This window comes from Bacillus silvicola (assembly GCF_050524305.1).
Taxonomy (GTDB): domain Bacteria; phylum Bacillota; class Bacilli; order Bacillales; family Bacillaceae_G; genus Bacillus_A; species Bacillus_A cereus_AT.
Map to the genome: position 1 here is coordinate 219,090 of NZ_JBNGVC010000012.1, position 24,027 is coordinate 243,116.

The window sequence follows — 24,027 nt, forward strand, 5'->3', positions numbered from 1 at the left end:
CTTGTTGTTTTCTATACTCAAGGTTTTGGTCCAAAGAAAAAAGTTCTAGAAACTGTAGAAGACTCTCTACTTTCTAGAACTACGATAGTCAAAGTTAATTAAGCAAAAGATAAAACAAATGCAAAATTATAAATCGGTAGCACTCATTACATAGAACGACCGAATACTTTAACCCGTAGTCCAGTTCTTTCATTGGGAACTAGGTAGAAACGCTCGGACCATATTACCGAGTATATACGAGTGATGATATTTAAAATTATTATATGGATAATATAACAAACTATTAATCCACACGCAATAAAAACATGAACATTTTTTGTTAACACTTAAAAAACGTTCGTTTTTTAAGTGTTAATTCAATAGAAAACCCTATTTTCATAATACATTATACCGAAAAAAATATAACCTAAACTAGATTAACCCCCAACAACCACCCCAAAATAAAAAGAAGCTCCATAAAACTAGAACCTCTTTCTCTATGTATATTTACTTTGTTACCTCACCAAACTGCGCTCTCGTCACTTTCGCCAAGTCATCAACTTTCAGCTCAATTTGTATACCGATTTTCCCGCCGCTTACTATCATCGTTTCAAGTATTTGTGCGCTCTCATCAATGCATGTAGAAAATAATTTCTTCATTCCGACCGGTGAACAACCGCCGCGAATATACCCTGAAACTTTCGTAATATCTTTAACAGGAATCATTTCAATCTTCTTTTCACTTACTGCTTTTGCGGCTGCTTTTAAATTTAGTTCCTCATCTACTGGAATGATAAAAACATGATAATTTTTACTATTCCCTTGAGCGATTAACGTTTTATATACTTCTCTCACTTCTCGTCCAATTTTCTCGGCAACTGATACGCCATCAATTTTCCCATCGTCCGGATCATATGACATCATCGAATATTCAATTTTTTCTTTATCTAATATTCGCATCGCATTTGTTTTATCTTTTTTCATGAGCTTCTCCTTTTAATACATAGAAATTTATTTCACATCATTAATTTTCCTTTTATTATACACCTTTTTCAAATTCTCCTACAAAACTTCACATATTGTTCAATTTAAAGTAAAACTTTAATTATTAGGTTTTGACTCTAAACATCCTCAACTTAAAGGTACTAAGAGAGCAAAAAGAAAACCGACTCTTACCTTCAAATAAAAGGCTTGATGTCGGTTTTACATTTAACGTCCAAACTCCTTATTAAATATTTTATCCCTCCCCTCAATAACCTCCGGACCTACTGCATTGATAGCAGTTACTAAAATATGCTCTCCTCCAATAGGTCCACCGACCCTCGTTTCAAATCCATATGTCCCACCAGCATGCCCCCAATATGATTGTCCGTCCGGTGTTTTTTCTTCATAAATTCCTAGTCCAACCTTACCTATAGGTGAATCTACTGTTTTGAACATCTGATCCATTAGCTCTTGATTTAGAAGCTTTCCACCCAACAGTGCACTGAAGAAGGTAGTCAAATCTTTCACTGTTGAAACCATATCTCCAGCTGCATTCGCCCATGACTGATTTATTTCTGTCAAATCATATAAACGACCCGATCTATCCATATTATATCCTGTAGCATGTTCACCTGGTATGTGCGGACTTGCTTCCATTACGAATGTCTCTTTTAACCCCAGTGGCTCAATGAATCTTTTTCTAATTTGCTCCGCATACGTATCTCCTGTTATCTTTTGAATAATCTTCCCAGCTATAACAGTATTTGTGTTCGAATAGTCCCAGCCCTCCCCTGGTGCAAATACAGGCGGCTTTGCAAGTGCTAAACTGATAAGTTCATCGGTACTATAGTAACGAAATGGGTTTTGGGGCAGTGTAAAATCTCGCATATCCTTATCTATATTGGTTGCAATTCCACTTGTATGATTCAACAACTGACGAATTGTAATTTTATTTCCATCATATCCGTTACCCTGTACGACTCCTGGCAACCATTTTTCGACTGAATCATCAAGGTTTAATTGCTTCTCTTCAGCCAATTGCAGTACAACAGAAGCTGTGAATGTCTTAGTGATACTTCCGATACGGAATGAAAAATTCGGTTCCACTGGGCGTGGCATTTCATAACTTGCCGTCCCTGTAGCATAAGACCACCGCTTTCCATCCTTTAATCCACCAGCTATAACACTTGGGATTTTTTTATTCGTTACTACTCGATCCATTACGTATTTAACTTCTTCTCTATGATTACTTTTCTTTTCCTTATCCGTAGGTTCCTTTTTTGATTTTTCCCCAAATTCTTTAGCTAATATATTGTTAATCTGTTTTTCGGCTCCTAATACATTAATGTTTATCGAGATAACATGTTGACCATCTTCCGTTCCACCAGCAAAGTTAGTAAAACCAGGAATACCACCACCATGTCCCCATACTTCAGTACCGTCTGGCAATTTTGTTGCGTGAATGCCAAGCCCATACTTTCCTAATGGGGTATCAACTGTGTTAGTCACCATTTCCTTCTGTATCTCCGGTGTCAGTAGTTTACCACTTAATAAGGCACGGAAGAACGTTGTCATATTTTCTCCTGTCGAAATCATTTCACCACTAGCATTAGCAACTGATGGATTAAACAAAGTAATATCTACTAATTTATCTCCCGTATTCAAGTAGCCACGGGCATTTTTTTTCGGAATATCCATCGAACTTCCAGGAAGGACTGTTTCTTTTAAACTAAGAGGTTCAATAATTCGTTTTTTTATCTGCTCGGTATATGATTCCCCTGTTATCTTCTGAATAATCAATCCTAAAATAACCATATTCGTATTCGAGTATGACCAGCCTTTTACCGGTTCTAATTCTAAGGCACGGGAAATTAATTGTTCCGGTCTATAACTCTCACTTGGATTCTCTATTAATTTCGCTTTAAGATCTGGAGTCAAGTAATCTGCAATTCCGCTTGTATGATTTAATAATTGACGAATCGTAATTTTGTTACCATCATAGCCTTTCCCTTTTATAAGTCCCGGCAACCATTTCTCTACCGTATCATCTAGACTTAGTTTCTTCTCTCCAGCAAGCTGCAATGCAACTGTAGCTACAAACGTATTCGTTGTGCCCCCGATCCTGAAAGCAGAGTCAGCATCTACCTTATGATTCCTCTCAATATTTGCTTCACCAGAAGCATATGACCAACTAGCTTCTCCATTTTTCACAGTAACAATGACTCCTGGAATATTTTTTGTATCGGCAGCTTTATCGACAACTTGCTCAGTTGATATCTTTTTGTTTACCGCATGTATGTTTCCATGAGAAGGTATCGCTAACGCTCCAACCAATATAGTCCCTGTTAAAGTAAGGGCCGTTCCTTTTTTTAAGAAAAATGACTTCATTATACATCGCTCCTATTATTTTGAATTTTTCTGTTGCCTCACTCCCTCACCTTAACTTCAATATTGTTAAATAACATAGTGACAAAATGCTTTAATTTACTCGTGACACTATGTGCACCTCTGTCACATAAAACATGTGATAAACTGTCAACTGCTTCATATGACATGCTTTGTTGCCTGTCTTTCTATTGACGATTTAAAAGATATGTTACATGATGAATCTGAATCATTAGATAATTAATCTTAAAATATAAGTAGGTGCATAATTTATGTTCTCATTCACAAAAAAATGGTTTTGGTATGATTGGATATTTATATTAGTACGAACGTTTTGGCTATTCATTATCATCGGTACTAATTTTATGTTTCCATCATTCATTCATACGTCAAGTATAATCGTACTTGCTCTCGCTTTTGTCGTTTACCTTGTACCATTAATTATTCGATATAAGAAAACAGAATGGTACCCTGCATTCGATATTATCACCGCAGGTTGTTTTTATCTTTATTTAGCATCCGTAGCCCCAAATTTACTTTGGCCTTTCATTTTACTCGTAATCACTATTGGCCTATGTAGTAATCAAAATAATTATATATGGAGCGGTATTTTTTGTGGATTTGTATTCCCATTATTGAACGCCTTGATTGCCGGGCGGTCGCCATACGAAATGATTGTTAGTTGTAGTATCGGTTTTGCCATTGGCGTTTCTTTTAATATATTAATTCAGTATCATAAACAATCTCGAATTATTGAAGAGCAAAAACTACTATTAGAACAACATATTAAAAGGATTGAAGAGCTTACTCTCATAGAAGAGCGTAATCGATTGTCACATGAGCTACATGACACAATTGGTCATACACTTACTTCTCTCATCGCTGGCGTCACATCACTAAAATCATCAGTACCGAATTCACAGTTTGAAAGAATTGATTCACTTATCAGCATTGCTCAGCATAGTCTAGATGACATTCGAAAGCATCTACACGAGCTATCTCATAATCCACTTAGTAATTCATTAAGTGAATCACTGCAACAATTAACAGAAGAATTTATAAAATCTACAGGTACAACCGTTACATTTCGTACGATTGGCAATGAAACTCTTGTGATGCAAAAAGTGAATTTTTGCCTATATCGTTGTCTTCAGGAGTCGTTAACAAACGCTGTTCGGCACGGTAAAGCGAGCACCATATCCGTTCAACTGCATTTCGACGGACAACAACTTCGATTGCAAATTGAAGATAACGGTATTGGAATGGAAGAAATTCAATTTGGCTTTGGCCTCAGTGGAATGAAAGAACGACTTGAACAATTTCATGGTACATTATCTGTTCATTCTAGTACTGAGCAAGGAACATTCATCGTTTGTAATATTCCATTACAAACAGAGTTTGTACATAACATAATTCGCTTATTAGTCGTTGATGATCAGGAACTTATTACAAATAGTTTAGAGCAAATTTTAGAGCATCACACTGATTTTACTGTTGTTGGTAAAGCACACGATGGAGCTGAAGCTTTAAAATTATGTGAACAATTACAGCCTGGCATTGTACTAATGGACATTCAAATGCCAGAAATGAATGGTATTGAAGCTTTACTAGAAATGAAGCGACGTTGGCCTAATATGAAAATTGTTCTTATGACAACATTTGAAGATTCCTTACAAGCAACAACTGCACTAGAGCATGGAGCTGAAGGTTACATGTTGAAGTCTATTCATCCACAAGAAATGAAGGAAGCCTTGAAGCTTATTTATAATGGTGGGACTTGGATCGATCAATCGGTTGCTACACGAGTTTTCGAGGAAATGAAACTTCAACGTGAGCAATTAGAAAAAATCGGATCGACTAAACAAACTTACCCGTACGGACTTACAAAACGCGAAATGGAAATTTTAGAGCATCTATCAAAAGGATTACGCTATAAATCTATTGCTGCTAAGCTATTTTTATCTGAAGGAACGATCCGTAATTACTGTTCAAATCTCTATTCAAAGCTAGGTGTCAGCAATCGTGAAGAGGCGGTAAAAATGGCACGAACAGAAGATATCTTGTAGCTACTGTGGAATTAATAGGCTTCCCTTTGAAACTGAAAATATTGATATTTCAAAAATCATCTGTTATACTTTGAAAAAAACTTATTAAGGAGAGATTTCATATGTGTACTTTCAATACTTCTTTCCAACTTCATCATCATACATAACGCCGTGTATCCGAAGAAAAATTTTTCTTCGTGGGTACAGGGCTTTTCCTGTTGACCCACGAAGCGTTCATAAAGCTATGTGGGTATTTTTATACCTGCATAGCTTTTTTTAATTAAAAAAAGGAGTGATTACAATGGAAATGAAAAATGTAAAAGGAACGAAAGACTATTTACCAGAGGAGCAAGTATTGCGAAACAAAATTAAAAGAGCATGTGAAGATACATTTGAACGATATGGATGTAAACCTTTAGAAACACCAACGTTAAATATGTATGAACTTATGTCATACAAATACGGCGGTGGTGATGAAATTTTAAAAGAAATATATACACTTCAAGATCAAGGAAAACGTGAGCTTGCCTTACGTTACGATTTAACAATCCCATTCGCTAAAGTCGTTGCGATGAACCCAAATATCCGCCTTCCTTTTAAACGTTATGAAATTGGGAAAGTATTTCGAGATGGTCCGATTAAACAAGGGAGATTCCGCGAATTCATTCAATGTGATGTTGATATAGTTGGTGTAGAGTCTGTCATGGCAGAAGCTGAACTCATGAGCATGGCGTTTGAACTATTCCGAACGTTAAACTTAGAAGTAACAATTCAATATAATAATCGAAAATTATTAAACGGTATTCTCCAGTCTATTAACATTCCTACTGAATTAACGAATGACGTAATTTTATCATTGGATAAAATCGAAAAGATTGGGATTGATGGTGTAAAGAAAGATTTATTAGGGCGCGAAATCGCTGTACAAACAGTAGAGTCAGTATGTAGTACCGTTTTATCTTGTATGGAGTTTAAGCTTACTGAATTTGAAGAAGTATTTAATAATACACTCGTTACCGAGGGAGTAAACGAATTACAACAATTGCAGCAATACTTACTCGCTCTCGGAATAAATGAAAATACGATATTCAATCCATTTTTAGCAAGAGGACTCACAATGTATACAGGCACTGTGTATGAAATCTTTCTAAAAGATGGCATGATTACATCTAGCATCGGTAGCGGTGGTCGTTACGATAATATTATTGGAGCCTTCCGTGGTGATAATATGAGCTATCCAACAGTCGGTATTTCATTCGGTTTAGACGTCATTTATACAGCTCTATCACAAAAAGAAACAATATCGTCTACAGCGGATTTATTTATCATCCCACTTGGGACAGAATTACAATGCTTACAAATCGCCCAGCAATTGCGCTCTACTACTTCCTTAAAAGTCGAACTTGAACTAGCCGGACGTAAATTGAAACGTGCCCTAAACTATGCAAATAAAGAAAATATCCCGTATGTGCTTATAATTGGCGAAGAAGAACTATCTACAGAAACAGTTGTATTGCGTAATATGAAGGAAGGTACTGAAGTGAAGATTCCCCTCTTCTCTTTGGAAAATGGCACATTAAATAACTATATGTAATACGAACCACCCTCATTTGGGTGGTTTTTCTATTGAACAGATAAAACCCATTAAGTTTACATAATATAATTATTATAATCCATAAGTGTAAATCACAAAAACATATCCACTCACCACTATATTTGGTAATACATTCATATTAACTTATTTAGGAGGCATTTACTTTGAAGGCAGTCGTAAAAGCATTAAAGTGGACTACAGGTATTTCCCATCTATTATTAATTCCTTGTTATTTATTTCAGGGGCTAGTTGACTTATCCGGGATACCATTTCTTATAGTAATTGCTTTACATATTATTACTATTGTATTAGCTAAAAAGGCAGGTATGAAAGGCTATGCTAATTATATAGGAATCTTGGCTATTCTAGTTGCTTTCTTTCCATATATACAAATCGCTATACATATTATAGCGTCTATTTTCCTTCTATTAGATGCGGCTTCCACGAACATAAAAGAAGTGTATGATTCATAGTGAATTGAAAAATAGAAGTTAGAGACAGTTTTTTTAACCCTATACAAAAAAGAGGGCAGATATGCATCTCCCTCTTGCGTCAAACTACTCTTGTTCTTGCTCGTCCAAAATCTTCTCAAACGCAGCAGATACTTTTTCAAATTCCTCATCACTTTCAATGTATGAAAATTCGTCAGCTTCTTCTACTTTTAAAAAGAAGATATCAATGTCTTCCTCTGTTTCTGTTTGAATGTCTTCAACAAAGGCAACCGCAATGTATTCTGCTCCTTCGACATCCATCGCTCCAAGCACTTCAACTTCCTGTTCCTCATTATTCTCGTCGCTAAGGCTAAAGATTTCGCCTACTTCAATATCTGACATATTCATTCTCCTCCTATCACACTCTAAAAAATAGAACGTTCATATCGTATACTTACTAGCATATCTTTCCATAAAAAAGTTGAATTCATACAGAAAGAACAACAAATTTTCGCTGGTTTAGCATAAGTATCCAATTAATACTATAATCGATAAATATATATTTTCATACTAAAGAGACTTATGCAGCAATTCGAGTACATCTTTCATAGCATAAGGACCATCTTTTTTTACGTGCTCCGCAAATTCAGAAACGAGACGTAGTGTTCTCACACTTTCGATTGGATGCTCTCCTGATGCACTTTCAGCAGAAAGCATAACTGCATTTGTCCCGTCCAGTACAGCTTGAAATACATCAGTCACCTCAGCTCTTGTAGGAATAGAATGATCTACCATAGATTGAAGCATTTGTGTCGCTGTAATGACATACGTATTCGTTCGATTGCACTCACGAATCAGCATTTTTTGTAAAAGCGGAATAACTTGATACGGCAATTCCACGCCTAAATCTCCCCTTGCGATCATAATTCCATCCGCTTCTTTACATATATCTTGAAAATTCTCGATTGCTTCCAGCGTTTCTATTTTTGCAATTAAACTTGGGGACGTTTCTTTATGCTCTTGTATAAAATCTCGTATTTCTTTTATATGACTAGGTTTTCGTACAAAAGAACACGCAATAAAATTAACATCTTCTTCTAAAAGAAATTGAATATCTTTTTTATCTTTCTCTGTAATAGCCGGTAAACTAACGATTGTACCTGGTAAATTCACCCCTTTATGAGATGAAATATTGCCACCTGTTTTTACCCTTGTTTCTATTTTTTCCGTACTTACCTTTTCAGCGATTAACTCAACTTCTCCATCATTAATAAGAATTCTACTTCCAACTTTCACGTCATTCGCAATCCCTACATAATCAACACTTGCTTCTTCTTTATTCCCTTCAACTGGAGTGGTATGTAAAATAAATAACTCCCCTGCTTCAAGTGTAATTTGTTACTCTTTCATTTCACCCAATCTTATTTTAGGACCTTGTACATCCCCTAGAATTTTAATAGAATCGTCTAACGATTTCACTAAACGCATGATTGTTTTATGACTTTCATGCGTGCCATGTGATAAATTCAACCGAACAATTTTCATACCATTGTTTATTAACTGCGCTAATGTTTCTTTATTATTACTTGCTGGCCCAATTGTACAAACTCGATCAATTGTCATTTTCCCACCATCCTTTTTTAAATGTTTCCCATAAAATAAAGAGAAGATTCTTTTTATAAGAAAGACCGTACAACTAAGGGTGCAAAGAAGTTTTATATGAGGAGAATGTTTTGCTGAAGAAGTAGCTTAAATTTAACTTTTTGACTCCATAGTTATTGTTAGTTTCGTTGCAATAGGGTACTACTAATAATAAATCTTGTTTACATACGAATGTTAGATTGGGATGTCGAAAACAATCTATGGAGGGACAGCAATGACTAATCTTCGTAAAAAGATAATAGGACTAACATTAGCGGGAACGGTAGCACTAGGTTCATTCGCTGCAGGAAGCATGATGATGAACGGTAATGAGGTAAAAGCTGCGGCGAAAAAAGCAGAGAAACAACCAAAAAACGTAATTATCATGGTTATGGATGGGACAAGTTCTTCCGTCACAACATTGGCCAGATGGTATAAAGGCACACCTCTTGCACTAGATCAAATTGTATCCGGAGGTGTTCGTACGTATTCCGCAGAATCAGCTATTACGGACTCTGCACCGGCAGCTACAGCTTTAGCGACAGGAAACAAATCAAATTCAGGTTACGTGGGCGTATTACCTTCTGTTGTGAATTCACCTGGCTTAGAACCAGTGAAAGAAGAATGTAAGTTTCGTCCAGTTGCCAACGTCTTAGAAGGCGCAAAACGTTCCGGCCGTGCGACAGGAATCATTGCTACTTCAGAAATTCAGCATGCTACTCCTGCTAGCTTCTCTGCCCACCACGTTAACCGTAAAAATTTCGAAGTGCTTGGTGAACAGCAAGTTTATCAAAATATGGAAGTTGTTTTAGGTGGTGGAAAGGCAGCGCTTCAGCCGACGACAAGCAATGGAATTCGTAAAGACAACGAAGATTTAGTAAAAGTCATTCGAGACAAAGGCTACGACTTTGTCGAAACAAAAGATGCGTTATTAAACTCTAAATCAAATAAAATCTGGGGTTCTTTCTCTAATACTGCCCTTGCCTTCGATATGGATCGTGAAGCAAATCATCCTGAGCAGCCAACTCTTTCCCAGATGACGAGCAAAGCAATTCAAACATTATCAAAAGATAAAGATGGTTTCTTCTTATTCGTAGAAGGCAGTAAGGCAGATTGGGCAGCACACGCAAATGACCCAATCGGGATGATTAGCGATGTATTGGCATTTGATGATGCGGTTACCGAAGCGTTAGAGTTTGCGAAGAAAGATCATAATACTATGGTTATCGCTTTAACCGATCATGGAAATAGCGGTATTTCCATTGGTAACAGCAATACCACAAAAGGCTATGATACTACACCAGTATCAGCTTACATAGACCCACTGAAAAAGGCAAAAATGACACTTGAAGGTGCTACAAATAAACTAAAAGATGATTTATCTAATATAAAAGAAGTAGCTGCTCTATACGGTTTAGACAACTTAACTGATGATGAAAGAGAAAAATTAAAAGCTGCACGTAAGAAAGCTGATGTAGGTCCGATCCTTACTACATTATTGTCCAACCGTGCGAACCTCGGTTTTACAACTGGTGGTCATACGGGTGAAGATGTATTCTTATACTCTTACGGTCCTCAAAAGCCATACGGTTTAGTCCAAAATACCGACATTGCGAAGACAATGGCCAAAGCAATGGGCTTTCAATTAGGAGAAATAACTAAGAAATTATTTTTAGATGCTGAAACATCCTTTAAAAAAATTGGTGCAATTGTAACGATTGATAAAAAAGATGCACTAAACCCTGTACTTGTAGCAAAACGCGATAATACGGAGGCAAGATTGTCTGTTAATAAAAACATTATCTGTATCGATGGAAAAGATTATGAATTAGGAAGCATCGTTGTAGAAAGCAATGGGAAATTCTATGTACCTGAGCAAGCAATTCAACTATTTTTAAGACACTCTCACTAAATTAAAAAGTGCCTCCACGTGTCCATCAAACTAAGTTTCGAAAAAAGAAATTGAACTTCCTATGCAAATATACAAACAGACGTCATACAAAAACGCCATCCTTTCCTATGTTTCTACAGAAAGGATGGCGTTTTTTTCGTTATATTGATACAAATTTATCTTATTAAATCCATTCAACAATTGTATCCATAGTTTTTCTTGTTTTATCACGCTTCGGCTCTCCTTTACGGTAACCAAAGGCAACCATAACTGATACTTCAAGATTATCGTCTTTTATAATTCCTTCTTGACGAAGTAAAGAATCTACTTTCGCTTTATCAAATCCTTCTATTGGACAAGAATCAATACCGATTTGAGCTGCACTAGTCATCATATTAGCTAAAGCAATATAAGATTGCTTTGATGACCAATCAAGTACAGCACGTTCGGAGTCTAGCAATTTAAAATCGGATTCTTGGAATTTTTTGAATATTTCATATCTCATCTGTTGGGCTTCTTCAGGTAATCCAATAATATCTTTCATCATGTGCTGAATATACGCTGCATCATAGTGCATATCTTTAATATTTCTTGAAAGAACAATGACAAAATGACTTGCTGTTGCGAGCTGCCCACCTGCTCCCCATGAATATGGTAATAGTTTTTCTCTTAATTCTTTATTTTGTACCACAATAAATTTCCAAGGCTCATAGCCAAAAGAAGAAGGAGATAATCTGCCTGTTTCTAAAATAAATTTAAAATCATCTTCTGAAATTTTCTTCATAGGATCAAACTCTTTACATGCATGTCTAAAGTTAAAAGCTTCCATAATTTTTTGTTTTGTATTTGTGTTAGTCATAAAAAAAACCTCTTTTCATTATTTTTTTGCTCAACCAAATTATATTTTTTAAGCAACAATGATACAAGTACGCACATTTATGTGGTATAGTATCAAAAAAGATACTATTGTAAAAGGAGAGTCTTTTTTATGGTTAGTTCGAAAGAAGATGATGTGAATTATCCATTTTTAAATACTTATTCATGTCCAGTAGAAGCTATGGTTGAAGTTATTGGTGGAAAATGGAAAGGTGTTATTCTTTATCATTTATTAGATGGTAAAAAACGATTTAACGAATTAAAAAGATTAAAACCTAATATCACTCAAAGAATGTTAACACTTCAACTTAGAGAACTTGAAGCAGATGGCATCGTACATCGAGAGGTATACCGTGAAGTACCTCCTAAAGTAGAATATTCGTTAACCGAACTTGGCGAGTCACTACGTCCAATGATCCTTTTAATGATGGAATGGGCAACTCATAATATGGAGAAGGTTTTGGAGAGTAGAAATAACATTAAATAATATATAAAACCTGTAATTAGCCATTACAAACAACTCAAAAAAGATTGCCTCATAGGATACGGGTAATCTTTTTTGAGTTGTTTAGGTATGAAATTTTTGTCTTTGTAGCCTGTATCCATCAAGTTAAAAGTTTTTTGTTCCCCATCAAAGATCTATTTCTATTTTGTCATTGTTCGCTATAAAACATATACAGTTTCATATGGCAACGATCGAAAATAAATTCCATCCTTGTGTAATCTACATCGGGTAATATGATTGTGATGGGTAATACACCTGTGGTGGATAATAAGACTGTAATGAATAATAAGATTGTGGTGGGTAATAACTTTGTTGCATTTGTTGTGCTTGTAATGCTTGTTGCTGTGCTTGTATAGCCTGATGAACAGCCTGAATAGTACTTTGCGCTGGCCCCTGCCCTCCTAAAGGGCGCATTTGCGTTTCATTGTAAAAATAATTGCAAAGCATTCTTTATTCACCTCATCTCTGCATATATTTTTGTCTTCATGTTTCATACTATGAATATTGAATTAAAGTGGATAATTCCTAAAACTTATCATCTTGCAATCCCTAAATTTCTTTCTCTTCAATAAAATGAATCAAATGTAAAATAAAAGTTAATTTCAAGACAAATCATTGAGATTTTTGAAATTTTCATATATTGTTTTAATTGGGTTTAAACTCTCGAATATCAGAGGTGTTATTTATGAAAAAGATATATATTATTATCGGTATTTTACTAGTTTCGATACTTATAATTTATATTTTGTTCAATACTTCAATTATACAAAGTCCGAATTTATCTCATGCACCTTCTAAAGAAAAGATGAAGAAAGAAAAACAGAGAGAGTTGCAAACTAACACCGTTTCTTACGGCTTAAAGGATGATCAAGGTCAACATATCGACAATGGAAGTGACATTACTAGTAAAAATAATAAGATCAACGTAGCATTATCATTTATACATAATATTAATGAAGACCGAAAATATGGATTAATTATTTTAGAAGATTACGAACAAAAGCCTTTTAAAATAGATGACACTCCAAATGCGGTATCCCACTATTCTTTCGATATAAAGCCAAACAGTTCGATTACTACTAAAATCCATTTACAAATTTCTCCTACTGCTAGGGAATTAACCTTTTTAATAATTAAAAAACCTGAATATAAATTAAAAGATAATGACTTAAATAAAGCCGCTATATTAGAAGAGGTTCAAAGTATGCGATATTCGATTAATACTCATCATAGAGATAATGAGAAAATAAAACCTACTCCTGTACAGCTGAAAACTGTTTTAAAAGATGATCTTTATGAACCATTATTTGTTACTAGAAATGAGGAAAAACTACAAGCGGTGCTTTCTGAGAATGAAGGTAAAGAGCTAACTATATCAAATGGAAATGAAACAACAGAAGAAATAAATTATGCAATCGTGGCCTTTAACAATTGGGAGCAAGTTGAATTATTAAATAACAAAAAAGTTGCTTATACTACGGTCGCTCCTGAAACGAGACAAATTTTTAATTTCACATTACCTATAGTGGAAAAAGAAAGTAATTTCCAATTAGTTGCTTTTCCATTTCCTTATAAAGTCAGTAAAAACAATTATATGAGTCAACAAGCATTCGGTTCATTTCGCATCGTAATTAAAAATGAACAATAAATTAAGTCAGACTGAATGTAGCGAGCCCCTTATACTACCTCTACAAACTAAAAAGGCCTACTCACACGAGTAGGCTTTTTAAACTATGAAAGCTTCGTTAATAATTGATTTAAATCTTTTTTCGTTTTCGTCGTTAATGACTTCATTTTATTAACATCGATCTTTTCTTTCTCCGCTCCTACAATTAACGGATACATACTTTGACCAATTGTTTTAGAATCCGTCGGATGTGATGCTTCTAACTCTTTTTCAATTACATCCCACTTCTCATTAATTTGTTTTCCGAGTTTATTTACTGTATCTAACTTAGGATTAGCAGCCAACTGCTTGTCTAAGCTATCAATTAATGCAACAACTTCTTTAACGCTCGTTTTCACAGCAACACTTTTCTTCGGATCTTTCGTTGTCTTTCCGTTATTGTTTGTGCTTGTACTTGTGCTTTGATCTGTTGTTTTCCCGCTAGTAGTTTGATCATTCGTTTTTCCTGTCGTTTCTTTTTCTTTTGTTTTTCCATTCTCATTTTGAGTTGACGTTTTACCGTTGCTTTCTGTTCCTGATGATTCTTTCGTATTTTTTGTATCTTTATCTGTTTTTTCATTCGAAGAAGTATTTGTGTCTTTTTCAGTATCTTTCGTTGTTTTTGACGCTTCATCTGCACTTGTCGTTTTTGATTGCTCTTCATTTTGTGCAGTTGCCTGATCCTTCTTCGCTGCATCTTTATCTGTGGAGGTACTACAAGCTGCCATTGTAAGCATTGTACCAATTGCTACTGATGCGATAGCGACCTTTTTCATTTTCATATAAATCCCCCTATGTTTATATAATTTATCCTCCTCTTTACGATTCTATTTTCCCTTGAAAAATTCCTTTTCACACGAATCACCATCTTTCCGACAGTAATCTTCATAATAATACGTACAAAAAACGATAAATTCATTTTAATATTCGAGTTTCTTCTACTTCATTTTTCTCCTCTGCAGCAAAAGAAAAAGAGTATATTGTCACATGAAGATTTACAATCTACAAATGACAACATACTCTCCTATCAATTTTTTATCTTTCTTGACATTTTATTTATGCAAAAAAATTAAATATTTTATAATATTTTTGTTTCTCAACAAATGTTAACATAATATTATTATGAATAACCTCCATTCGAATGAATGACTTGCCCAGTAATCCATTTTGCCTCTTCACTTACTAAAAAAGAAATTAAACGTGCTGCATCCACCGGTTCTCCAACTCTACCTTGCGGGAATTTCCATACTAAATGATGCTGTAATTCCTCTGTAATCCATCCTGTATTCGTTGGCCCTGGATCAATAGCATTGACTGTAATCCCCTTCTCCATCGCAACTGGTGCTACTGATTTTGTAAATGCTTCAATTGCTCCTTTCGTTGCTGCGTATGCTAGTTCATCAGGCATTGGCCCTAGTGACTGTCCTGAAGTAAGGTTAATAATACTTCCATTCGTCTTGCTTGCATAATGTTTTATAAATAATGAACTTAATAACATAGTGGCACGAACATTTACCGTATAATGTTTATCTAACTGTTCTATATTTAATTCCTCAATTCTCGTATGAGTAGCATACGCTGCATTATTAATTAAAATAGATGGATCACCTAAACGTTCTGAGACCATATAAAACAAACGATTTGGCGAATATGACTGCGATAAATTGATTTCTGCCATTTCACATCGAACACCGTAACTTTCAATCTCCTCTTTCAACAAAAAGGGCTCTTTGTCATGCATTCCCCACGGCATCGCTTTATCATACTGAGACCAGTACGTGAAAAAAATGTCTATTCCTTTTTGAGCAAGCACCTTGCATACAGCTGCACCAATTCCATTCAGACGAGTTGCCCCTGTTACAATTGCTATTTTCTTCACCTTTTCTCCTCCATCTATGGATAAATCCTCTGCACGAATACAGAGGATCTATCTTTTTATTCAATATTTGACAATATGCGTTCTGCACCTAGTTTTAAAATTTTAATAAAGATATAATTTACAATCGTAAACATTACAAATAAAACAATAAACATAACCCACAGTCCTACTTGAAGGAAGAAGTATAATACACTTACTCCCGCTACAATAACTAAAGCTATTAAAATATTAGCTAAAAAATTCCACAAAGTTGTATAGCGGCTCTTAAATAATTTCTGTTCTGTATCCCAATGTATATCGGCAGTTTGTGCATCCCAGCGTGTACCGATTAAATTGATTAGCAATAACCCGTTCGCACTTAGCAAGTACCAAAGTATCATAAAGACTGGTGAAACTCCCGCTACAACTGCCATCGTAATACCGAATACTGCTAGAATTGCTATATTAATTATCCAAGCTGTTAATGCTTTCGCAAAAAAGATATCGGACGCCTTTACTGGTAAGTATCGATTCACAAACCAAGAGCTTCCATCTCGTGAAAATGACGTTGTTGCAATAACGTTACTTCCCATTAAAAATAGAGATGCACAAAGCCCTACACCAATCGCAAGACCTGCTGATTCTGGATTATTAATATATTCTGTAATCCATTTTAAATTTCCATCTTGTACAAATAAAACAAAGAACAGCATAATCGGCATAACGAAAGTTTGTACAATACAATTTAAGAAAAATTGCGGTGTACGGAATAACGTTTTAAATTCTTTTTTCACATATGCTTTTAAATGTGAACTTTGTACCGTTGATTTCTGTAAACCTTCCGACGTAATAGCTTGTTTCTTTGCTGTACTCGTTGAAAGTCCAATAACCCCTTTTAAATATGTACGCTCTGCAATGTAATAAAACACCACAAAAAATACAAATGAAATAAGTGCAAAGATTAATACATATAAAGGTCCCTTCCAACTTGCACTTTCTATTAATGCCACTGCTCCAAAATATGTAGTTGGAAAATAATTTGTCATTTGTACTAAAAGAGAGGATTGATTATTTACAAGGTATTCCGCAGCTGCGTCTCCAGAAAACGCACTTTTATTTCTCCACTGCATAAATACGTTAATTCCTACAATAAATAGTATACTTACGATTCCAATGAATATATTTCCTCGGTCTTTATTTTTCGCTATATTCGTATACCTCATAATAATTGTCATCAGTAACGAAGCTAATACTAACGGCACGATCGGGAAGAGTAAGTAAATAAAAATCATGTATATGTAATATGTAATAAATGCGCCACTTTTTAGACCGTACGTAATAAAGATTGGTAATAAAATGAATGAACTCATTACGTATTGTGTTATTAATACCGTTAAAAATTTCGCTGAAATAATTTGCGCTGGTTTTAATGGTAACGGCAGTAACATTTCAATATCATTGCTGTAGTAAAATACAGTTAAAATGTTCGTAATACTCATTAAAAATACCCAAATACTCGCAATCGCAAGTCCTATTGCGATAATAATTCCCGGTTCCTGTCCTATATGTTTCATACCTTCATACATTCCGTGTGTCATCGAACCAAATATTAAGAAGCCAACAAATAATATTGCTGCAAATGAAAATACATACGCCCAGCGTTTCTTCTTATCTGTTATGAAATCTGCATAATTTAATTTCAATAATACTTTCGTTAACGTCCAAATTTTACTCATTGCCCGTCATCTCCAAGAACATTTTTTCAAGTGATTCATTGGATTTAAAATGATCTCTCATTTCATTTAAATTCCCTTTAAACTGAAGATTCCCCCTATTAATAATCGCAACGCGGTCACATAATTTTTCTGCCACTTCTAATACGTGTGTAGAGAAAAATACAATCTTCCCTTTATCCGCATGTTCTCTCATCATTTCTTTTAAAATATATGCAGATTTCGGATCAAGCCCTGTTAATGGTTCGTCTAAAATCCATACATCCGGCTCATGTATAAGCACACCAATAATAACGATTTTTTGTCTCATACCGTGTGAATAACTTTGAATTTGATCAGATAATGCATTATAAAGATCAAATTTCTTCGCTAAAGACTCTATTCGTTCTTGTCGTACCTCTTTCGGCACTTCATACATATCTGCCATAAAGTTTAAATATTCAATTCCTTTTAATCGTAAAAACATATCTGGGCTATCTGGCACATAACCAAACGTCTTTTTCGCTTCCATCGGCTCTTTCGTAATATCTTTGCCGTTAATCGTAATGGTCCCTTTGTCCACCCCATGAATACCAGTAATCATCTTAATTGTCGTTGATTTACCCGCACCATTCGGTCCTAAAAATCCAAAGATTTCTCCGCTAGGTACCGATAAGCTTAAATCTTTTACTGCATAGGTAGATCCATTATAACTTTTCGACACATTCGTAATTTCAATCATTCCATCCAATCCTTTCCTTAATTACCAAATAACTATATTGATATTATAGCATACTTCTTTTTTTAGATTTTTGTATTTTTTCAGTTTTTTAACTTTTAAAATAAATATACAAACCTAATCCAACGATTAAAACAACAGCTAGTATAATATAAATCATCGTCAACCGTTTAATATTCCCTTTTGTCGCCTTACTATAATTCGCATCACCATTCCGCCCAATTAACACCGTCGCCACTACAGTAATCACTACAAGTAATACAACTATCATGATCCAAGTTAACATTTCTTCCTCCCCCTCCTTACAATCATTTTACAATATTATCCTCTTTATTTCGCAGTATATTTCCTCTTTTTACTATTATTATGAAAAGAGCTGGAAAACTACTATTACCATTCATTTCCATACGTGATATATTTATAACATGATGTGATTTATTTCTAACATTATAAGGAGGACCTATCATGAAAACAACTTGGATAAAATATTTAGGATTTCTCGGTTTTTTCGGATTTCTCGGATTTTTTTACGAAAAAGGATTGTTTACTATGTTCTGTTTCTTCTCCTTTTTCACAACGTATAGAACGGTTCAACACGATGAACTGTTTGAACAAATCGTCAATAAATCGTGCCGCAATGCATTTATCGTTACATTACTAACTACCGCTATCATTATGTTTATTGAAATGTTATTTCCAAACCCTACACTACAAGAGATTGATATCGCTCTTATTTTCGGCACACTTATTCTTACGTTCGGTTTCTCTATGTTCTTTTACGATAAACCAGTTGATGAAATGGAAGATGCGCCATGGCGTTCGTAACGAAGATAAAAGAATACCGCGCCAAATTGAATTTGACACAAGAAGATTTAGCGAAAAGTGTTGGTGTACGCCGTGAAACAATTAGCCATCTCGAAAAAGGAAAATATAATCCTTCCTTGCAGCTTGCCCATGATATCGCGAAAGCACTACATAGTTCTATTGATGAGATCTTTATTTTTGAAGATTAATGTAAAAAAGCCCTTATAAAATAAAGGGCTTTTTGTGTCATAACATGTCGTTAAATCGATATCTTTTGTTGAAAAGTCGATATATTTCATTTAGATTAAGAACAGACTACACTTTTTTCCGCAATCTCTACAATTCCTAAAATTTGCAGCAAACTCTCCACTTCATAGGTCGGCTTAACACTTGTCTTGTTTTCTTTCAATCTCGGATTATACCAACACGTATCAATGCCGTAATCTTCTCCGCCTTTCATATCAGAAGTTAGCGAATCTCCAACGATTAGTACGCTTGATTTATCAGTAATCCCAAACTTCTCAAATGCATACTCAAAAATCTCACGTGCTGGTTTTTGATGACCAACCTCTTCTGAAATAATAATATGATCAAAGAAGTTACTTAAAGGTGAATTTCCAATTCTCGATTGTTGTACTTTCGTATATCCATTCGTAATAATACCTAGCTTGCAATCTTGTAGATTCTCACATAATTGCACTGCACCTTCTATAAGGTGTACTTCTTTCCCTAAGTTTTCAAGGTATACATCACTAAATTGCTGTGCATCTACTTCTATATTATGAAGCGCAAATAATTGTCTAAATCGATCTACCGCTAATTCACTTAGCGTAATCATTTTATTTTCTAAGTCTCTCCATAATCCATTACTAATCTCTTTATAACTTGCAAGATAATCTTTATATCCTGTAGGCATGCCAAACTGTACAAACGCGTTATGTAATGCGTTTCTTTCCGTTTCAGGGAAATCTAATAATGTATCGTCTACGTCGAATAGTATTACTTTGTATTTCATGATGTTCTCCTCAATTCCTAATTTAAAAACTTCATTCTCATTGCTTAATTATAAGCTTATATATATTTCATTATAAAGTGCTTTAACCCGCTCTTTATAGAATACACCTTTATCTTCTATTTTCAAATGTGCTATAAATAAGTTTGCAAGCATGACCGCTGTATCTAACCTATAAAATAAACTAACAATATGCGGAGTAGCGTTAAAGATACTATCATTCTTATATCCCTCTTTAAATTCTTCCCAATTAACCTCATTCGTTTCAGCTATTCTCATAAGCTCCAATAATGGATGACCAATTAGAGCGTTATCCCAATCAACTATCGCTTTAATTTCTCCATTATATCCAATTAAATTGGCTGGTCGAATGTCCATATGCAATAAACTCTTTACATGATCTGCTGTACTAAGAATATGTTCAATTGTTTTTGTATCCGGAAGATTAATTTCACAGTTCGTGATTGTATTAAACCCTTCTATCCGTTTCACAATTCTTTCTGCTATATACTTACTAATGGGCTCTCTACTATTTTGTTCGTAATGCAAACCATCAATTGGCATACTATGAAGATTGCTCACTAACTCCCCTATTTTGCATGCAGAAATTGGCATATGATCAGTATACACACAATCCGAAATTAAAAAATCAAGTTCGGTTGAAAGATGCAATCCGTGTATCCTTGGTACTGGAATACTTTTTGAATGACAATACTTAGACAGTCCTGCTTCCTTTTGCAACGAAATCCGACTGTTAAATAAATCTTCATTTATATTTTCCACTTCTCTTTCCCATGGTACTCGAAATGCCAAAGGCCCCTTTTCTGAATCCCCTCGAAAAACAATATTTTGCACTCCCGTTCCAATCACCTTTAAATCCTGAACAGCTAGTTCCTTATACTCTTGACTTAGTATTGTTGCTAGCTTTTCTCTTAACCCCTCTGCTTTTACACGTGTATGAATCATTTTATCCCCCGATTCGTAAGTTCTTTTCATCCATTTTCTCCTCGGTGCACAACATCCTCATTAGCCAAATTATAGCAACAATAGTAAAAGGAGGCTAATCCAATTAGCCTCCTGACTTCTTATTTATCCTCTAACAATAACACTTTCATTTCCTCTAACGACTCTTTCGTAAAGCCAAGAGCTTTTTCAGCGTATGCTTCAATTGATCCGTATTGCTTCTTAATTTCATTAATCGCAGCTTGTAAATATTCAGCACGTGCTTCAAACATTGCACCTAATATCGCTCTGCTCTCATCGTTTTGTAATTTTGCACCTAAAAAGGCCATCATTTTCTCATTTAACTTTTCACGGAAGCCGTTACTTAATAAATAGTCTTCCATGACTGTTTCTTCTGATACACCTAATAGAAGTAATAATAATGCCGAACCAAATCCAGTACGATCTTTTCCAGCTGTACAGTGGTTTACTAACGGTAAGTTTTCTGGATTTCGAGCTAGTTTTAAGAAGCTCACAAACGCCTCATTACCACTTACAAAATCTTGATTCATTTTCACAAGGTATTCGCCTGGTTTGCCTAATACTGATAAATCACCAACTTGGAAAAACTCATTTATATTTAAATCTTTCGCTAATTCTTGCATAACTGGTAAGCATATTTGACGAGCGCCTGTAATACCTGGATTTGGCTTATGTTTCACTTCAAAATCTGTACGATAATCACAAATTAATTTTAAGCCAGACTTTTGTAAATACTCGATATCCCACTCTGTTAATCCTGCTAATTCTTCAGAGCGGTACAACTTGCCCCATTTTACTTTACGGCCTTCTGTCGTTTCATATCCGCCCATATCACGGAAGTTAAACGCGCCTTGTAATGGCAGTCTACGCTCAGCTACTGTTACTGCTTGTCCATTACTACCTACTAGTCTAAAATATGGACGCTCATTTCCGCTTAAGTTTTCAATTGTATATGATGATTCTCCATTTACCGTTGCAAGTAATTCTCCAATTTCTTCAATATGATCTGGTGAAGTACTCCAATAAATACGAACTTCTTCTATATTATTTTCCCACTTTATTTGTAACGTATTATCTTCATTTCTTTCTACAGTTGCTTGTAGCCAATTTCTTTGCTGCCCCATTCTTTCACCAACGCTTTCTCTTATAATCGAATCTTACTCTATTGTATTATAGGAATATCTACTTTGTCGTTCTCATTTTTCTTTTTATCTTACAAACAGGCAAAAAGTTCTTTTACTTGTTCAAAATTTGTACACGGATTCCCTCGAAATACGTATGCGATTTGTTCATTACCTAAATCTTCATATACAACTGTTCCTCGATCAGGGTGCGAATAAAACTCTAACCCGTTTATCATCTGTTTAACGCTATAATTCGTTGTCCATGAAGAAACAGGATAGTACACTTTGTTTTTATGCCTACAAACCCAAAGTGCATATAGTTTACTATCTTCATCCCAGTATACATACTGCGTTTCGTCATTTCCTAATCCGACCGATTCGAGCTTCCAACTTAACTTTTCATGAATTGGCAATTTCGAATAGATTACGTCATCTGGAGCATTCCACTCACGACATCTTCCTATCTCACCTATTTCACCTCTATTCGCTTGAAAGCTTAATAAGTGAAATGGTGTATGTAATATCGTTTTCGCAAACTCCATATTTACCGGCTGTAACCCAAATAGAAATCTTTCCATTTCATCTTGTTTTACATTTCCACGATCAATAGAAATTTCAATTTGCGTTTTCCATTTAGATGTAACGTAACTTTCTTTTCCCTTATAATTTACACCTTTCCAATACACAAGCCCTTTATATTGAAAACAAGCTCCTTTTGCTTGAGAAATACAACTATCTGGAAATACCGGCTCCATTATATCGAGAAAAAACTCTTTTACCCGAAACATTCCAGTTGGAGTAACAACCTGAAACCAAAATGTTTCCCACTTTTCACCCTCATAACGCTCTGAAAATTTTTCGATGTTCCAACCTTCTAACAAGATCTCTGGATACAGTAAAACAAAAGAATGGAATTGTTTTTCCAGCATATATAACCCTCCCGCTAAATGAGTTCGAGAGAGTAAGCCATCCATCCTTCTAAAATATTCTCACATATCGCTCAGTAGAGCTCAGTTGCTGACATCCGTTCTTTTCAAAGACATCCTTCATCCACTCGTTTTGTACATTTGTCTCACCAATATAATAAGATGCGCCTATTTCCTTTAAGACAAACATTGCCCCTGTAAAGAATGCTGCTTCATACCCTTTATTTCGCATATTTGGAGCGACTGCGAAATACATAAGTTTTCCTTCTTCTAACGTACCTCTTTCAATATGCGGGATTACAATTCCTATTGGCTCTTCTTCATCGATACTCGCTGTTAAACAATGTTCTTTCCATTGCCCACCAATTTCTTGTAGCATCATATTTACAAATTGATCATAAGTGACTTGTTCTTCCGTCATTTCGTTCCAAAGAGAATAAAAAGTATCTTCTCCTACTTCTTCAATAAGCTTAAAATCAATTTCACTTTCTACAGCTTCTACTTCATATATATCCTTAAATACGATCATGTTTTCAGTAATATATTCAAATGAATACGTTTCGAAACATTTTTTATACACATCATAATTTGGGCTTTTTGAAGAGATTTCAAAATGTAGTTTTTCTAATCCATCTTTTTCAGCTTCAGCAACGCAATATTGCATCATCTCTTCTAATTGCTCTTCTGTAAAAATCTCTGCATTATTTTCTTTTATCATGACAGAAGAAGCATTTCTTCTTATTTTAAAATGTTTTTCTAACTGTTCTATAGTCATCATATATTTCCCTCATCTATGTCATACTCGAATTTCTACTTGTTCTCCTTGCATGAGCAGGATTGTCCTTGAATATATAGAATACTAGAAAACATC

General features: G+C 34.9%; 23 protein-coding genes, 1 pseudogene and 1 riboswitch. Of the genes and pseudogenes, 8 read left to right on the plus strand and 16 right to left on the minus strand.

The features are described from left to right. Window positions 1–156: 156 nt before the first annotated feature. Window positions 157–260, minus strand: a riboswitch (purine riboswitch). A 226-nt stretch (window positions 261–486) separates the two neighbouring features. Then, the gene (gene ybaK, locus ACP6L7_RS12960) at window positions 487–963 is read right to left on the minus strand and encodes a Cys-tRNA(Pro) deacylase (RefSeq protein WP_097833175.1); all 477 of its coding nucleotides are present in this window, start codon (window positions 961–963) and stop codon (window positions 487–489) included. Between the two features lie 225 nt (window positions 964–1,188). Next, a complete protein-coding gene (locus tag ACP6L7_RS12965) occupies window positions 1,189–3,351 on the minus strand; it encodes a serine hydrolase domain-containing protein (protein WP_097833176.1) in 2,163 nt (720 codons plus the stop codon). Window positions 3,352–3,620: 269 nt separating this feature from the next. Here ACP6L7_RS12965 and ACP6L7_RS12970 point away from each other — a divergent pair, with 269 nt between their 5' ends. The 3 genes from ACP6L7_RS12970 (at window position 3,621) to ACP6L7_RS12980 (ending at window position 7,460) form a co-directional block, all read left to right on the plus strand. After that, entirely contained in the window at window positions 3,621–5,414 is a 1,794-nt protein-coding gene (locus tag ACP6L7_RS12970; RefSeq protein WP_097833177.1) for a helix-turn-helix transcriptional regulator, read from the plus strand. Window positions 5,415–5,694: 280 nt separating this feature from the next. After that, entirely contained in the window at window positions 5,695–6,987 is a 1,293-nt protein-coding gene (locus ACP6L7_RS12975; RefSeq protein WP_097833178.1) for a histidine--tRNA ligase, read from the plus strand. 164 nt (window positions 6,988–7,151) lie between these two features. After that, window positions 7,152–7,460: a hypothetical protein gene (locus ACP6L7_RS12980; RefSeq protein ID WP_097833179.1), complete on the plus strand. Its 309-nt coding sequence runs from the start codon at window positions 7,152–7,154 to the stop codon at window positions 7,458–7,460. A gap of 84 nt (window positions 7,461–7,544) precedes the next feature. On the opposite strand, the gene ACP6L7_RS12985 is transcribed toward ACP6L7_RS12980, so the two are convergent. Both ACP6L7_RS12985 and ACP6L7_RS12990 read right to left on the minus strand, forming a co-directional pair. Then, on the minus strand, window positions 7,545–7,820 hold the full coding sequence (locus tag ACP6L7_RS12985; RefSeq protein WP_097833180.1) for a DUF1292 domain-containing protein: 276 nt from the start codon (window positions 7,818–7,820) through the stop codon (window positions 7,545–7,547). 168 nt (window positions 7,821–7,988) lie between these two features. Then, window positions 7,989–9,041: pseudogene (locus ACP6L7_RS12990) on the minus strand (pyruvate kinase). 253 nt (window positions 9,042–9,294) lie between these two features. Between ACP6L7_RS12990 and ACP6L7_RS12995 the strand changes: the two are divergent. Further along, entirely contained in the window at window positions 9,295–10,971 is a 1,677-nt protein-coding gene (locus ACP6L7_RS12995; RefSeq protein ID WP_098361769.1) for an alkaline phosphatase, read from the plus strand. Window positions 10,972–11,134: 163 nt separating this feature from the next. Here ACP6L7_RS12995 and ACP6L7_RS13000 read toward each other — a convergent pair whose 3' ends face one another. Then, on the minus strand, window positions 11,135–11,809 hold the full coding sequence (locus tag ACP6L7_RS13000) for an NAD(P)H-dependent oxidoreductase (protein WP_097833183.1): 675 nt from the start codon (window positions 11,807–11,809) through the stop codon (window positions 11,135–11,137). Window positions 11,810–11,938: 129 nt separating this feature from the next. Here ACP6L7_RS13000 and ACP6L7_RS13005 point away from each other — a divergent pair, with 129 nt between their 5' ends. Beyond that, window positions 11,939–12,313, plus strand: a complete 375-nt coding sequence (locus ACP6L7_RS13005; RefSeq protein WP_097833184.1) for a winged helix-turn-helix transcriptional regulator — start codon at window positions 11,939–11,941, stop codon at window positions 12,311–12,313. Between the two features lie 237 nt (window positions 12,314–12,550). On the opposite strand, the gene ACP6L7_RS13010 is transcribed toward ACP6L7_RS13005, so the two are convergent. After that, entirely contained in the window at window positions 12,551–12,778 is a 228-nt protein-coding gene (locus tag ACP6L7_RS13010) for a DUF3947 family protein (RefSeq protein ID WP_097833185.1), read from the minus strand. Between the two features lie 238 nt (window positions 12,779–13,016). Here ACP6L7_RS13010 and ACP6L7_RS13015 point away from each other — a divergent pair, with 238 nt between their 5' ends. Beyond that, the gene (locus ACP6L7_RS13015) at window positions 13,017–13,979 is read left to right on the plus strand and encodes a hypothetical protein (RefSeq protein ID WP_430529280.1); all 963 of its coding nucleotides are present in this window, start codon (window positions 13,017–13,019) and stop codon (window positions 13,977–13,979) included. Between the two features lie 83 nt (window positions 13,980–14,062). Here ACP6L7_RS13015 and ACP6L7_RS13020 read toward each other — a convergent pair whose 3' ends face one another. The 5 genes from ACP6L7_RS13020 to ACP6L7_RS13040 form a co-directional block, all read right to left on the minus strand. Further along, on the minus strand, window positions 14,063–14,779 hold the full coding sequence (locus ACP6L7_RS13020) for a hypothetical protein (protein WP_097833187.1): 717 nt from the start codon (window positions 14,777–14,779) through the stop codon (window positions 14,063–14,065). 338 nt (window positions 14,780–15,117) lie between these two features. Then, the gene (locus tag ACP6L7_RS13025; RefSeq protein ID WP_097833188.1) at window positions 15,118–15,876 is read right to left on the minus strand and encodes an SDR family oxidoreductase; all 759 of its coding nucleotides are present in this window, start codon (window positions 15,874–15,876) and stop codon (window positions 15,118–15,120) included. 56 nt (window positions 15,877–15,932) lie between these two features. Beyond that, on the minus strand, window positions 15,933–17,591 hold the full coding sequence (locus tag ACP6L7_RS13030; RefSeq protein ID WP_097833189.1) for a putative ABC transporter permease subunit: 1,659 nt from the start codon (window positions 17,589–17,591) through the stop codon (window positions 15,933–15,935). Further along, window positions 17,584–18,309, minus strand: coding sequence for an ABC transporter ATP-binding protein (locus ACP6L7_RS13035; RefSeq protein ID WP_097833190.1), 726 nt, complete (start codon window positions 18,307–18,309; stop codon window positions 17,584–17,586). Before ACP6L7_RS13035 ends, ACP6L7_RS13030 begins: the two co-directional genes overlap by 8 nt. Before the next feature lie 88 nt (window positions 18,310–18,397). Further along, window positions 18,398–18,592: a hypothetical protein gene (locus ACP6L7_RS13040; protein WP_097833191.1), complete on the minus strand. Its 195-nt coding sequence runs from the start codon at window positions 18,590–18,592 to the stop codon at window positions 18,398–18,400. A gap of 179 nt (window positions 18,593–18,771) precedes the next feature. Here ACP6L7_RS13040 and ACP6L7_RS13045 point away from each other — a divergent pair, with 179 nt between their 5' ends. Beyond that, the gene (locus ACP6L7_RS13045) at window positions 18,772–19,131 is read left to right on the plus strand and encodes a DUF3796 domain-containing protein (protein WP_097833192.1); all 360 of its coding nucleotides are present in this window, start codon (window positions 18,772–18,774) and stop codon (window positions 19,129–19,131) included. After that, window positions 19,119–19,319, plus strand: a complete 201-nt coding sequence (locus ACP6L7_RS13050) for a helix-turn-helix transcriptional regulator (RefSeq protein WP_097833193.1) — start codon at window positions 19,119–19,121, stop codon at window positions 19,317–19,319. Before ACP6L7_RS13045 ends, ACP6L7_RS13050 begins: the two co-directional genes overlap by 13 nt. 95 nt (window positions 19,320–19,414) lie before the next feature. Here the strand turns inward: ACP6L7_RS13050 and ACP6L7_RS13055 are convergent, their stop codons facing one another. The 5 genes from ACP6L7_RS13055 to ACP6L7_RS13075 all read right to left on the minus strand — a co-directional run bounded on the left by ACP6L7_RS13055 (window position 19,415) and on the right by ACP6L7_RS13075 (window position 23,934). Beyond that, window positions 19,415–20,125 (minus strand): YjjG family noncanonical pyrimidine nucleotidase, encoded by a 711-nt coding sequence (locus tag ACP6L7_RS13055; RefSeq protein WP_097833194.1) that lies wholly within the window; start codon window positions 20,123–20,125, stop codon window positions 19,415–19,417. Window positions 20,126–20,173: 48 nt separating this feature from the next. Then, window positions 20,174–21,118, minus strand: coding sequence for a phosphotransferase family protein (locus tag ACP6L7_RS13060; RefSeq protein WP_098361768.1), 945 nt, complete (start codon window positions 21,116–21,118; stop codon window positions 20,174–20,176). Window positions 21,119–21,207: 89 nt separating this feature from the next. Continuing rightward, a complete protein-coding gene (locus tag ACP6L7_RS13065; RefSeq protein ID WP_097833196.1) occupies window positions 21,208–22,230 on the minus strand; it encodes a tyrosine-protein phosphatase in 1,023 nt (340 codons plus the stop codon). 89 nt (window positions 22,231–22,319) lie between these two features. Beyond that, window positions 22,320–23,159, minus strand: a complete 840-nt coding sequence (locus tag ACP6L7_RS13070; protein WP_097833197.1) for a hypothetical protein — start codon at window positions 23,157–23,159, stop codon at window positions 22,320–22,322. A gap of 49 nt (window positions 23,160–23,208) precedes the next feature. Further along, window positions 23,209–23,934 (minus strand): GNAT family N-acetyltransferase, encoded by a 726-nt coding sequence (locus tag ACP6L7_RS13075; RefSeq protein ID WP_097833198.1) that lies wholly within the window; start codon window positions 23,932–23,934, stop codon window positions 23,209–23,211. Window positions 23,935–24,027 lie beyond the last annotated feature (93 nt).